The sequence below is a fragment of the Pseudomonas sp. V98_8 genome, from assembly GCF_029967975.1.
Taxonomy (GTDB): domain Bacteria; phylum Pseudomonadota; class Gammaproteobacteria; order Pseudomonadales; family Pseudomonadaceae; genus Aquipseudomonas; species Aquipseudomonas umsongensis.
Window position 1 is genome coordinate 32,090 of the sequence record NZ_JASCAE010000079.1, and the last position, 12,421, is coordinate 44,510.

Annotated in this window: 12 protein-coding genes; all 12 read left to right on the forward strand. The window is 61.2% G+C overall.

Annotated features, from left to right (window positions below):
• Nucleotides 1-58: 58 nt before the first annotated feature.
• Nucleotides 59-667, forward strand: a complete 609-nt coding sequence (locus tag QLG10_RS23780) for a DUF4823 domain-containing protein (protein WP_110754116.1) — start codon at nt 59-61, stop codon at nt 665-667.
• A 16-nt stretch (nt 668-683) separates the two neighbouring features.
• Entirely contained in the window at nt 684-1,244 is a 561-nt protein-coding gene (locus tag QLG10_RS23785) for a DUF1285 domain-containing protein (protein WP_282488152.1), read from the forward strand.
• Between the two features lie 193 nt (nt 1,245-1,437).
• Nucleotides 1,438-2,154, forward strand: a complete 717-nt coding sequence (locus tag QLG10_RS23790; RefSeq protein WP_110754111.1) for a FadR/GntR family transcriptional regulator — start codon at nt 1,438-1,440, stop codon at nt 2,152-2,154.
• Nucleotides 2,155-2,253: 99 nt separating this feature from the next.
• Nucleotides 2,254-3,129 carry an SMP-30/gluconolactonase/LRE family protein gene (locus tag QLG10_RS23795; RefSeq protein WP_282488153.1) on the forward strand — a complete coding sequence of 292 codons (876 nt, stop codon included), beginning with the start codon at nt 2,254-2,256 and terminating at the stop codon, nt 3,127-3,129.
• Nucleotides 3,130-3,397: 268 nt separating this feature from the next.
• Nucleotides 3,398-4,216 (forward strand): SDR family oxidoreductase, encoded by an 819-nt coding sequence (locus QLG10_RS23800; protein ID WP_110754107.1) that lies wholly within the window; start codon nt 3,398-3,400, stop codon nt 4,214-4,216.
• A gap of 99 nt (nt 4,217-4,315) precedes the next feature.
• Nucleotides 4,316-5,320, forward strand: coding sequence for a substrate-binding domain-containing protein (locus QLG10_RS23805; protein WP_110754105.1), 1,005 nt, complete (start codon nt 4,316-4,318; stop codon nt 5,318-5,320).
• Between the two features lie 64 nt (nt 5,321-5,384).
• Entirely contained in the window at nt 5,385-6,941 is a 1,557-nt protein-coding gene (gene araG, locus QLG10_RS23810) for an L-arabinose ABC transporter ATP-binding protein AraG (protein ID WP_110754103.1), read from the forward strand.
• Nucleotides 6,942-6,953: 12 nt separating this feature from the next.
• Nucleotides 6,954-7,922: an L-arabinose ABC transporter permease AraH gene (araH, locus tag QLG10_RS23815; protein WP_032832152.1), complete on the forward strand. Its 969-nt coding sequence runs from the start codon at nt 6,954-6,956 to the stop codon at nt 7,920-7,922.
• 159 nt (nt 7,923-8,081) lie between these two features.
• Nucleotides 8,082-8,795, forward strand: a complete 714-nt coding sequence (locus QLG10_RS23820) for a GntR family transcriptional regulator (RefSeq protein WP_020799951.1) — start codon at nt 8,082-8,084, stop codon at nt 8,793-8,795.
• Nucleotides 8,792-9,790, forward strand: a complete 999-nt coding sequence (locus QLG10_RS23825; RefSeq protein ID WP_188263757.1) for an ADP-ribosylglycohydrolase family protein — start codon at nt 8,792-8,794, stop codon at nt 9,788-9,790. Before QLG10_RS23820 ends, QLG10_RS23825 begins: the two co-directional genes overlap by 4 nt.
• 175 nt (nt 9,791-9,965) lie before the next feature.
• Nucleotides 9,966-11,420: a cytosine permease gene (locus QLG10_RS23830; protein ID WP_282488154.1), complete on the forward strand. Its 1,455-nt coding sequence runs from the start codon at nt 9,966-9,968 to the stop codon at nt 11,418-11,420.
• Complete coding sequence (locus QLG10_RS23835) at nt 11,413-12,342, forward strand: PfkB family carbohydrate kinase (protein WP_282488155.1); 930 nt, start codon at nt 11,413-11,415, stop codon at nt 12,340-12,342. Before QLG10_RS23830 ends, QLG10_RS23835 begins: the two co-directional genes overlap by 8 nt.
• The last annotated feature ends 79 nt before the right edge of the window (nt 12,343-12,421 follow it).

Consider the following 12,421-nt stretch of genomic DNA (forward strand, 5'->3'; position numbering starts at 1 on the left):
AAAAGCTGCATCCTAAGGCCATTCGCCGGTTTTCCGTCACCGGCCCCTGGAGGATAGGATGCGTAGCCTGGTTTTGCTGCTGGCCATTATGGCGCTCGGTGGCTGCATGAATGTCAGCGACATGGCCGAAGGGACTCGCTACCACATGAGTGACGCCGGCCTGCTGGACCACAGTGACAGCCGCCGGGTGAATAACCTGCGTATCCAGCCGGACTCGTTCGTCTACATTGCCCAGGGCGCCTTTATGCCGCCGGGCAGTGCCGTCTACCCGCGCCCCAATGTGATCGCCGAAGTCGCCTTCGATGGTTTCGTCGAGTATTTCCCGATGGTTCGCCGCGCCCGCACACCGCAAGGCCTTGACCAGGCCATGGGCGAAGCCCGTGCCGTCGGTGCCCACTACCTGCTCTATACCCGTTTCGCCAAGTCCGATGACCGCATTGGCAACTCGGATGAATGGCTGGATCAGGAGGCCCTGGATCGCCTTGGTATCGATACCGGCGTGATTCAGATCATGTTGATCGAGACCAGCACCCAGTATTTGATTGATACTGCACGTATCAACAGTCGTGGCGGTCTACTGACATTCCACGACGAAAAACCAGAAGACCTGATGGGCCCGCCGCTGCAGCAGTACGCGCGTAGCCTATTGGGGCTCAGCGACCAGTAATTTCAAGGAGAGCACCATGAGTGGCCCGCAAAAAGCCAATGACCTGCTGGGGCAAATCCCCAAGACCCAAGGCTTGCCACCGGTCCACCTGTGGAACCCCGATTTTTGCGGCGACATCGACATGCGCATCGCCCGCGACGGCACCTGGTATTACCTGGGCACGCCGATCGGACGCAAGCCGATGGTCAAGCTGTTCTCCACCATCATTCGCCGTGACGGTGATGATTACTTCCTCATCACTCCGGTCGAGAAGGTCGGGATCAAGGTCGACGATGCGCCCTTCGTGGCGATTGCGGTGGACGTGGAAGGCGAGGGCGAGGCGCAGGTGTTGCGCTTCACCACCAATGTCGACGAAACCACCGAGGCCGGTCCCGAGCACCCGATTCGCGTGGTGATCGATCCAGCCACTCAAGAGCCGGCGCCTTACGTGCATGTGCGCACCAATCTCGAAGCACTGATCCATCGCAATGTGTTCTACCAACTGGTAGAGCTGGCGGTGACGCGAGAGATCGACGGGCAGCGTTGGCTGGGCGTGTGGAGCGGTGGAGAGTTCTTCTCCATCGGCCTCGAACCCTGACCACAACACTGTGGGAGCGGGCTTGCTCCGGGCGGCGTTCCGACGAAGAGGACATAACATTCAATATCATTGTCGTCTGTCATGCCGCCTTCGCGAGCAAGCCCGCTCCCACATTGATCTTGAAAATTCGAATTGACAGCCAATCATATGATGATTAGCGTGGACACCCATCACAAACGGCTTTGAGGTGTCCATGTCCAGCAGTTTTCACGCCTCGACGGTTGATTGGCTGGGCTGCTGGATCGCTGCCCGGCACGTCAAGCCGGGGGAGACGCTCAAGGTCGAAGCTGACCTCGGCGAACAACTGGGTGTCAGTCGCACCGTTATCCGCGAAGCCATCAAGACCCTGGTTGCCAAGGGCATGCTCGAAGTCGGGCCGAAAGTCGGTACGCGGGTGTTGCCGGTGCGGCGCTGGAACCTCTTCGATCCGCAGGTCGTAGGTTGGCTGTCACGCAGCGGCTTGCCGGAAAACTTCGTCGATGACTTGCTCGACTTGCGCCGCACCATCGAACCGATGGCCGTGCGCTGGGCCTGCGAACGCGCAACCGCCGAACAGCTCGACGCCATTTCATTGGCCTACAACGCGTTGGCGCGGGCGGTGGACAGTGGCGTTGATTACAACCGCGCCGACCAGCTCTTCCACGAGTGCATTCTCGCTGCCAGCCACAATCAATTCATCGAGCAAATGGTCCCGGCCCTGGGCGCACTGTTGGCAGTGTGTTTCGAAGTGTCCGCCGCCGACCCCGACGAGCTGCGCCGCACCTTGCCCATTCATAAAGACATGGCCGACGCCATCGCCGCCCGGGACACCGCGCGGGGTGTGTGGGCCTGCATGACCCTGATCGATAACGCCGACCTGGCGATCAAGCGCTATTACCCGCAGGTCATGGCCGACAAAAAAGCCGGCTGACAACCTGTAGGAGCCGGCTTGCTGGCGATGCGGCTCTGAAGGACGCCATCGCCAGCCAGCCGGCTCGTACCGAAAAACAATAAAAAAGCAGGAGGTTTCATGACGTTGACTGCGGTTACCGAGCACCGGGCGCAACTCGGCGAAGGTCCGTTCTGGGATGCGCCGACCCAGGCGCTGTACTGGGTGGACATTGCCGGCAAACAGGCGCTGCGGTTGATCGGCGCCAACGTGCAGATCTGGCAGATGCCGGAGCATGTGTCGGCATTCATCCACTGTACGAGCGGTGATGCGCTGGTGACCTTGAGCAGCGGCGTGTATCGGCTTGACCTTGATTCTCCGGGATTGGAACCGCGACTGAGCTTGTTTTGCGTCGCGGATCCGCAGCCTGGTAACCGCGCCAACGAAGCCCGCTGCGATGCCCAGGGCAGGCTGTGGCTTGGCACCATGCAGAACAACATCGGCGAGCAGGGCGAAGACCTGCCCGTCGAACGGCGTTGCGGTGGCCTGTTCCGAATCGATAGCGATGCGCGGGTCACGCCACTGCTGCGTGGGCTGGGTATCCCCAATACGTTGTTGTGGAGCGACGACGCCACTACCGTCTATTTCGGTGACAGTCTCGACGGCACGTTGTGCAGATACTTCATTCGTGCTGACGGCCATCTTGACCCGGCACAAGCCTGGTTCGGTCCTCATCCTCTCGGCGGCCCGGACGGCTCGGCAATGGACGCCGAGGGTTTTGTCTGGAATGCCCGATGGGATGGCAGTTGCCTGCTCAGGCTGACACCGGACGGGCAGGTCGATCGAGTGGTCGAACTGCCCGTCAGCCGTCCAACCAGTTGCGTATTCGGCGATGCGGACCTGAAAACCCTGTACATCACCAGCGCCGCGAGCCCCCTGGGGCATCCGCTGGATGGGGCGGTGCTGGCGATTCGCGTCGACGTTGCAGGAAAGTTATGTAGCCGATTCTCAGGTTAAATCCCTAAATATGGGATACAAATATATATATTGAGATTTCCTGCGCGTCGGGTTTATAGTCGGCGCCATCAGTTACACGCACTCACACTTACAAAAACAAAACAGGTGAAGTGATGCAGCGATATTCCCCCGCACTCCCTCGTGGAGTCCGCGTTTCAAAGCACCCCGATGCTGAAACGTTTCGCGCCTGCCTGTTTCTTCCTCAACGCCCTTTTGACCGGACCTGACGTCCGGTTTTCGTCGTGCTTTCGAACAGGAGTCCTGATCCATGGCTGAACCTCTTTCGTTACCGCCGGTGCCCGAGCCACCCAAGGGCGAGCGCCTGAAAAACAAAGTCGTACTGCTGACCGGCGCCGCCCAGGGCATCGGCGAGGCGATCGTTGCGACCTTCGCTTCCCAGCAGGCCAAGCTGGTCATCAGCGATATCCAGGCCGAAAAAGTCGAAAACGTCGCGTCACAGTGGCGGAGCAAAGGGGCTGACGTGGTGGCGATCAAGGCCGACGTTTCCCAGCAGCAGGACTTGCAGGCGATGGCCAGGCTGGCGGTTGAGCTTCACGGGCGGATCGACGTGTTGGTCAACTGTGCCGGGGTCAACGTGTTCCGAGATCCGTTGGAAATGACCGAGGAAGACTGGCGTCGCTGCTTCGCCATTGACCTGGACGGTGCCTGGTACGGCTGCAAGGCTGTATTGCCGCAGATGATCGAGCAGGGTATCGGCAGCATCATCAACATCGCCTCCACCCATTCCACCCACATCATTCCAGGCTGCTTCCCTTATCCGGTGGCCAAGCACGGCCTGCTCGGCCTGACCCGCGCCCTGGGTATCGAATACGCACCCAAGGGCATTCGGGTCAACGCCATCGCGCCGGGCTACATCGAAACCCAATTGAACGTCGACTACTGGAACGGCTTTGCCGACCCCCAGGCCGAACGTCAGCGCGCCTTTGACCTGCACCCGCCGCGGCGCATCGGCCAGCCAATCGAGGTGGCCATGACCGCAGTGTTCCTGGCCAGTGATGAAGCACCGTTCATCAACGCTTCGTGCATCACCATCGATGGCGGGCGCTCAGTGATGTACCACGACTAGGTCATCCGGGCCTCAGGTGCAAAACTGCGCCTGAAATTCAATCATCATACGATATGACTATTGGCACTACGCTCAACAAAAACAACAAGGAGTCAGCTTATGAATCGTCGTCATGCCATCCGTTCCCTATGCTGCGCCGCCGTGGCGGTCAGCGCGTTCAGCCTGAGCAGCACGCTGCTGGCGGCTGAGGAAGTGAAAATCGGTTTTCTGGTCAAGCAAGCGGAGGAACCCTGGTTCCAGACCGAATGGGCCTTCGCTGAAAAGGCCGGCAAGGAGAAGGGCTTTACCCTGATCAAGATCGCCGTGCCCGATGGCGAGAAAACCCTGTCGGCCATCGACAGCCTGGCCGCCAACGGCGCCAAGGGCTTCGTGATCTGCCCGCCGGACGTGTCCCTGGGCCCTGCGATCATGGCCAAGGCCAAGCTCAATGGCTTGAAAGTGATCGCCGTGGATGACCGCTTCGTCGATGCCAGTGGCAAGTTCATGGAGGACGTCCCATACCTGGGCATGGCCGCCTTTGAAGTCGGCCAGAAGCAAGGCAGCGCCATGGCCACCGAGGCGAAGAAGCGCGGTTGGGAGTGGAAAGACACCTATGCGGTGATCAATACCTTCAACGAACTCGACACCGGCAAGAAACGCACCGACGGCTCGGTCAAGGCGCTGGAAGATGCCGGCATGCCCAAAGACCACATCCTGTTCGCGGCCCTGAAAACCCTCGACGTACCGGGCAGCATGGACGCCACCAACTCGGCACTGGTGAAGCTACCGAGCGCGGCGAAGAACCTGATCATCGGCGGCATGAACGACAACACGGTGCTGGGTGGCGTGCGTGCCACTGAAGCCGCCGGTTTTGCCGCGTCGAACGTGGTCGGCATCGGCATCAACGGCACCGACGCCATTGGCGAGCTTAAGAAACCCGACAGCGGCTTCTACGGGTCGATGCTGCCAAGCCCGCACATCGAGGGCTACAACACCGCCAGCATGATGTACGAGTGGGTCACCAGCGGCAAAGAACCGGCGAAATACACCGCCATGGACGACGTGACACTGATCACGCGCGACAACTTCAAGCAGGAACTGGAAAAGATTGGCCTGTGGAACTGAGGGCCGGTTGATTTCATCGGTGACCCTGGAAGCGGGGTTGCCTGATCTGTGCGATGAGGTGGTTATGGCCCAAAGACAAGTACAACAACACACCGGCAGCTCTTTGAGTGGCAGTGGCAGCTTGCGCTTCAACGGGATCGGCAAGACCTTTCCTGGTGTGAAGGCGCTGGACAACATTAACTTCGTCGCCCATCCGGGGCAGGTTCATGCCTTGATGGGCGAGAACGGTGCCGGCAAGTCGACCCTGCTGAAAATCCTCGGCGGCGCCTACACCCCGAGCAGCGGCGACCTGCAGATCGGCGGCCGGACGATGGCGTTCAAGTCCACGGCCGACAGCATTGGCAGCGGGGTCGCGGTGATTCATCAGGAACTGCACCTGGTGCCGGAAATGACCGTGGCGGAAAATCTGTTTCTCGGTCACCTGCCGGCCAGTTTCGGCTTGATCAATCGCGCAACTTTGCGTCAGCAAGCCCTGGCCTGTCTCAGGGGCCTGGCCGACGAAATCGACCCGCAGGAGAAAGTCGGGCGCTTGTCCCTCGGTCAGCGGCAGCTGGTCGAGATCGCCAAGGCGTTGTCCCGTGGTGCGCATGTCATCGCTTTCGACGAGCCCACCAGCAGTCTTTCGGCGCGGGAGATCGACCGCTTGATGGCGATCATCGGTCGGCTGCGCGATGAAGGCAAAGTGGTGCTCTACGTCTCCCATCGCATGGAGGAGGTGTTCCGCATCTGCAATGCGGTGACGGTGTTCAAGGACGGCCGTTACGTGCGCACCTTCGAAGACATGAGCGAGTTGACCCATGATCAGTTGGTCACCTGCATGGTCGGTCGCGACATTCAGGACATCTACGATTACCGCCCGCGCCAGCGCGGCGCGGTGGCGTTGAAGGTCGATGCGCTGCTCGGGCCAGGCCTGCGCGAACCGGTGAGTTTCGATGCGCACAAGGGTGAGATCCTTGGCTTGTTCGGCCTGGTCGGCGCGGGGCGCACGGAATTGTTTCGCCTGCTTAGCGGGCTGGAGCGCAACAGCGCCGGGCGTCTTGAACTGCGCGGCCATGAACTGAAACTGCGCTCGCCCCGGGATGCGATTGCGGCCGGGATCCTGCTCTGCCCAGAAGACCGCAAGAAGGAGGGCATCCTGCCGCTGGCAAGCGTCGCCGAGAACATCAACATCAGCGCCCGTGGTGCGCATTCAACCTTTGGTTGCCTGTTGCGTGGCCTGTGGGAGAAGGGCAACGCCGACAAGCAGATCAAGGCGCTCAAGGTAAAAACGCCACACGCCGGGCAACAGATCAAGTTCCTGTCCGGCGGCAACCAGCAGAAGGCCATTCTCGGTCGCTGGCTGTCGATGCCGATGAAAGTCCTGCTGCTCGACGAGCCCACCCGTGGCATCGACATCGGCGCCAAGGCCGAAATCTACCAGATCATCCATAACCTGGCCGCCAGCGGCATTGCGGTGATCGTGGTGTCCAGCGACCTGATGGAAGTGATGGGCATTTCCGACCGCATCCTGGTGTTGTGCGAAGGCGCGCTGCGCGGCGAACTGAGCCGCGAACAGGCAAATGAATCCAACCTGCTGCAACTGGCTTTGCCGCGCCAACGCGCTGACGGCGTGGCGAACTGAGAGGTGACTATGATGACAACCCAAAACGAAACCCTGCCGACTGCACGCAAACCCCTGGACCTGCGGCGCTTTCTCGATGACTGGGTGATGCTGCTGGCGGCCGTCGGTATCTTCGTGCTCTGCACCTTGCTGATCGACAACTTCCTCTCGCCATTGAACATGCGCGGCCTGGGCCTGGCGATTTCCACCACCGGGATCGCGGCATGCACCATGCTGTACTGCCTGGCGTCCGGGCATTTCGACTTGTCGGTGGGATCGGTGATCGCCTGCGCCGGGGTGGTTGCCGCCGTGGTCATGCGTGACACCGACAGCGTATTTCTCGGTGTCAGCGCGGCGCTGGCGATGGGGCTGATCGTCGGCCTGATCAACGGCATCGTGATTGCCAAGCTGCGGGTCAACGCACTGATCACCACGCTGGCGACCATGCAGATCGTGCGCGGTCTGGCCTACATCTTCGCCAATGGCAAGGCGGTGGGGGTGTCCCAGGAGTCGTTCTTCGTATTCGGCAACGGCCAGTTGTTCGGCGTTCCGGTGCCGATCCTGATCACCATCGTCTGCTTCCTGTTCTTTGGCTGGTTGCTCAACTACACCACCTACGGGCGCAACACCATGGCCATCGGCGGCAACCAGGAAGCGGCGCTGCTGGCGGGGGTCAACGTTGACCGGACCAAGATCATCATCTTCGCCGTGCACGGCCTGATCGGTGCACTGGCCGGGGTGATCCTGGCATCGCGCATGACCTCGGGCCAGCCGATGATCGGCCAGGGCTTCGAGCTGACGGTAATCTCGGCCTGCGTGCTCGGCGGCGTGTCGCTCAGTGGCGGGATCGGCATGATCCGGCATGTGATTGCCGGGGTGTTGATCCTGGCAATCATCGAGAACGCGATGAACCTGAAAAACATCGATACGTTCTACCAGTACGTGATCCGCGGATCGATCCTGTTGCTGGCCGTCGTCATCGACCGCCTCAAGCAGCGTTAACCCTACAATTGATCGTTCCCACGCTCCGCGTTCCAGCTCTCGAAAGGGACGCAGAGCGTCCCGGGCTGCATTCCCACGCAGGCGTGGGAACGATCCCTTCTGTCATCTCCCGTAAATATTTCTTGCCCGTCGCAACCCGTTTCGGGTATCAATTTGTACATGATTAGACAGGTACGCTTTGACAAGAAACAACGGGTGGTCGACGAACTCATTCGGCGCATCGAAAGCGGTCTCATGGAGGACGGTTTTCATCTGCCGGGCGAGCATCAGTTGGCTCAAGAATTCAAAGTCAGCCGAGGAACCTTGCGTGAAGCGCTGGCCGAGCTGAAACGGCGCAACTACATTGCGACGCAAAGCGGGGTCGGGTCCATCGTCACTTTCGACGGTGTGGTACTGGATCAGCGCAGCGGCTGGGCCCAGGCCCTTGCCGACAGCGGCGCACTGGTCAATACCGAAGTGTTGCGGCTGGAAGCCGTGAGCCGTCCCGACCTGCTACCGCGTTTCGGCACTGACCAGTTCATCACCCTGGACCGTCGCCGCCGCTCCAACGATGGCACGCTGGTCTCCCTTGAACGCTCATTGATGCCTGCTACCGGCGGCCTGGAAAGCCTGCCGCGGGTTGGCTTGATCGATAACTCGCTGACCATCACGTTGGCCGCCTATGGCTATATCGGCGAGCGCGGTGATCAATGGATCGGCGCCGAGCCGTTGAACGCCACCGATGCCGAACTGTTGGGGCGGCCGGTCGGCACGGTTTTCCTCAAGGCCTTGCGCACCACCTATGACCGGAAAAACCGCTTCATGGAACAGGTGGAAAGCCTGCTCGATCCTGTGCATTTTCGCCTGCACCTGCAATTCGGACCATCGAAATGACGGCGCTCAATCGTGCGCTAGGCGCGTTTTATGGCCTGGCGCTGGGCGATGCGCTTGGCATGCCGACCCAATCCCTTAGTCGCAGCCAGATTCGGGCGCGCTTTGGCGAGATCACCGGCCTTGAAGATGCCGGTCCCGATCAGCCGATCGCCGCCAATATGCCCAAGGGCTCGATCACCGACGACACCGAACAAGCCATTCTGGTCGGCCAACTGTTGCTCGAAGGTCAAGGCAATATCCAACCCACGGTGCTGGCACAGCGCTTGATCGAATGGGAAGCCGTGATGCAGGCCAAGGGCTCGCAGGACTTGCTCGGCCCTTCGACCAAACGCGCGATCGAAATGATCCTCGCCGGCCATTCGCCCGAAGAAGCTGGTCGCTACGGCACTACCAATGGCGCGGCGATGCGGATCACGCCGGTCGGGATTGCCGCGGACGTGGCCAGTCCCGAGCGCTTCATCGATGCCGTGGTGCAGGCCTGCCAGGTCACCCACAACACCACGCTGGGCATTTCCAGCGCGGCAGCGGTGGCGGCGGTGGTTTCCGCCGGCATCAATGGCATGGACCTGGGCGAGGCGCTGAACCTCGGCCAGCAAATCGCCCAGCAAGCCGAAGGCCATGGCCACTGGGTTGCCGGCGGACGAATCGCTTCGCGCATCAGTTGGGCGCGCAGCATCAGCGTCGACAGTGACAAGGCGTTGCTCGCCGATGTGCTGTACGACGTGATCGGCACCTCGGTGGCGTCCCAGGAGTCGGTGGTGGTGTCGTTTGCCCTGGCCCAGCAAGTGGCCATCGGCGAAATGAATGCCTTCGACGCGCTGTGCATGGCGGCAAGCCTGGGCGGCGACACCGACACCATCGCGGCGATTCTGGGGGCGATGCTCGGGGCTTGCCTTGGGTTGGAGAGTTGGCCGGTGGCGATGATCGAAAAGGTCAAGGCGGTCAATGATCTGGAACTTGAACCCCTCGTCAGAGGACTCCTCACCCTGCGCTGAGGAGCCCCTGTAGGAGCTGCCGCAGGCTGCGATCTTTTGATCTTGGCGGCCTTGAGGTCGCTGAAAATCAAGGTCAAAAGATCGCAGCCTGCGGCAGCTCCTACAGGGGATTGTCGCGGGCCACCCAATATCTGAATTGCCCACAACCACAAAAATGGCAACAGGAGCATTTTTCATGAGTTCATCGAACGCCGGGCAACTGGAAACCCGCGGCATCGAGCCGGTGCCGGAGGCCGAGTGCAATGGCCATCCGCTGCAGCTGTTCTGGGTCTGGTTCGCTGCCAACATTTCCATTCTCGGCCTGCCGCTGGGCGCGACCCTCGTGGCGTTTCGCGGGTTGGCGATCTGGCAGGCAATCATTGTCGCGATCCTCGGCGCCGCCGGTTCCTTCGCGGTGGTCGGGATCATATCCATCGCCGGTCGTCGTGGCCGCGCGCCAAGCCTGACCCTGTCACGCGCCATCTTCGGCGTGCGCGGCAATATTGGCCCGACCCTGGTGTCGCTGATGTCGCGTCTGGGCTGGGAAACCGTCAACACCACCACCGCCGCGTTCGTTCTGCTGTCGCTGTGCTCGATCCTCTTTGGTTCGCCGGTAGAGGCCAAAAGCGCGCCACTGCTGACCCTGCTGTTCATCGCGATATTCGTGCTGCTGACCTTGTCGGTGTCCGGCCTCGGTCACGCCACATTGCTGGTGATCCAGAAGTGGGCGACCTATGTGTTCGGGGCACTGAATATCCTTGTCGGCGGTTTCCTTTGCGCCACCATCGACTGGAGCGCGGTGTTCAACGCCGCACCGGCACCTATGAGCGCGATGATCATCGGTATCGGCACCATGGCGGCCGGCACCGGGATCGGTTGGGCCAACGCTGGCGCGGACATGTCGCGTTACCAGCACCGCAGTGTGAAGGCCGTGCGCCTGGTGGCGTCAGCGGCGTTCGGCGCGGGCATTCCACTGGTGCTGTTGATCACCCTCGGAGGCCTGTTGTCGGTGGGCAACAGCGACCTGGCCCAGGCCACTGACCCAATCATCGCCATCCGCGACATGCTGCCGACCTGGATGGCCGTGCCCTACCTGATCACCGCGTTCGGTGGCCTGCTGCTGTCGAACAACCTGTCGGTGTATTCCGCCGGCCTGACCACGCTGACCCTCGGCCTGAAAGTCAAGCGCGTCTACGCCGTGGTGGTGGACATCGTGGCGATCTTCGCCGGTTCGATTTACTTCATGTTGATCGCCGACAGTTTCTATGGCCCGTTCATCATCTTCATTTCCCTGTTGGCGGTGCCGATCACGGCATGGGTAGGGATCTTCGTGGTCGATCTGATTCATCGTCATTACTACAGTCCCAAGGACCTGCTGGACGTCAGCCCGCGTAGCGCCTACTGGTATCACGGCGGCGTCGAGTGGCGCGCGTTCGGTGCCTGGGCGGTGGCGATCGTGCTCGGTTTCAGTTTCACCACCATCGGCACCACGGCAGAAAACGTCTGGTTCAAAGGCTTCCTGTCCGACTCGTGGCTGGGGCATAACGGTCTCGGCTGGATCGTGACCTTCGTGGTCGCCGGTGGCATTTATCGGGTGCTCGGCGGGGCGAAAGACCGTCGGGCCGCGTTGATCGAGAATGCTCATGCCTAAGATGCTGCACACCGGCCAGGTCATCATCGACCTGGTCATGGCCGTGGATAAATTGCCGCAAGCGGGGGGCGATGTGTTGGCGCAGTCCGCGAGTTTCCAGGCTGGCGGCGGTTTTAATGTAATGGCAGCCGCCCAGCGCAATGGTCTTTCGGTGGTCTACCTCGGTCGCCACGGCACCGGGCGATTCGGTGACCTGGCGCGTGAAGCAATGAACGCCGAAGGCATCCGGATCGGCATTGCTGAGCGCGCCGAGCGCGATACCGGGTTATGCGTCGCCATCACCGACGCCTCGGCCGAACGCAGTTTCGTTTCCTACATCGGTGCCGAAGGCGAAATGACTGCGCAAGACCTGGGCAGCGTGCCAGTCGAGGCGGGCGATTATGTCTACGTCAGCGGCTACAGCCTCCTGCAGGCGGGGAAGGCGCGGGCGCTGGTGGATTGGGTGCTGGCGTTGCCGAACGGGATCAATGTGGTGTTCGATCCGGGGCCGTTGGTGGATTCCCCGGATGCGCCGCTGATGCAAACGTTGTTGGCGCGCATCGACGTGTGGACCAGTAACAGCGCCGAAGCGTTGAAGATTACAGGTGCAACGCAAATCGATCAGGCGCTGGATCGTCTGGTTGAACATTTGCCGCGCGATGTGCTCATGGTCGTTCGCGACGGGCCGCAAGGATGCTGGGTTCATCAGCAAGGCGAACGTCGGCATGTACCAGGTTTCAAGGTGCAGGCGGTGGACAGCAATGGCGCCGGCGATGCCCATGCCGGGGTGTTCGTGGCGGGATTGGCGCAGGGATTGTCTGCGCTTGATGCAGCGCGAAGGGCCAATGCGGCAGCGGCGTTGGCGGTGACCCGGTGGGGGCCGGCGACATCGCCTGGGATTGCCGAGGTAGATGCTTTTATCTGCAGGACTCTCGGCGCCTGATCGACCGTCATCGCTGGCAAGCCAGCTCCTACAAGGGATCTTGTCGTCACGTAATTCTTGTGGGAGCGGGCTTGCTCGC

What these genes read in the sequence shown, in the direction of transcription:
- QLG10_RS23780 (WP_110754116.1), top strand. Translation starts at nt 59, where the DNA reads ATGCGTAGCCTGGTTTTGCTGCTGGCCATTATGGCGCTCGGTGGCTGC.
- QLG10_RS23785 (WP_282488152.1), top strand. Translation starts at nt 684, where the DNA reads ATGAGTGGCCCGCAAAAAGCCAATGACCTGCTGGGGCAAATCCCCAAG.
- QLG10_RS23790 (WP_110754111.1), top strand. Translation starts at nt 1,438, where the DNA reads ATGTCCAGCAGTTTTCACGCCTCGACGGTTGATTGGCTGGGCTGCTGG.
- QLG10_RS23795 (WP_282488153.1), top strand. Translation starts at nt 2,254, where the DNA reads ATGACGTTGACTGCGGTTACCGAGCACCGGGCGCAACTCGGCGAAGGT.
- QLG10_RS23800 (WP_110754107.1), top strand. Translation starts at nt 3,398, where the DNA reads ATGGCTGAACCTCTTTCGTTACCGCCGGTGCCCGAGCCACCCAAGGGC.
- QLG10_RS23805 (WP_110754105.1), top strand. Translation starts at nt 4,316, where the DNA reads ATGAATCGTCGTCATGCCATCCGTTCCCTATGCTGCGCCGCCGTGGCG.
- araG (WP_110754103.1), top strand. Translation starts at nt 5,385, where the DNA reads ATGGCCCAAAGACAAGTACAACAACACACCGGCAGCTCTTTGAGTGGC.
- araH (WP_032832152.1), top strand. Translation starts at nt 6,954, where the DNA reads ATGACAACCCAAAACGAAACCCTGCCGACTGCACGCAAACCCCTGGAC.
- QLG10_RS23820 (WP_020799951.1), top strand. Translation starts at nt 8,082, where the DNA reads ATGATTAGACAGGTACGCTTTGACAAGAAACAACGGGTGGTCGACGAA.
- QLG10_RS23825 (WP_188263757.1), top strand. Translation starts at nt 8,792, where the DNA reads ATGACGGCGCTCAATCGTGCGCTAGGCGCGTTTTATGGCCTGGCGCTG.
- QLG10_RS23830 (WP_282488154.1), top strand. Translation starts at nt 9,966, where the DNA reads ATGAGTTCATCGAACGCCGGGCAACTGGAAACCCGCGGCATCGAGCCG.
- QLG10_RS23835 (WP_282488155.1), top strand. Translation starts at nt 11,413, where the DNA reads ATGCCTAAGATGCTGCACACCGGCCAGGTCATCATCGACCTGGTCATG.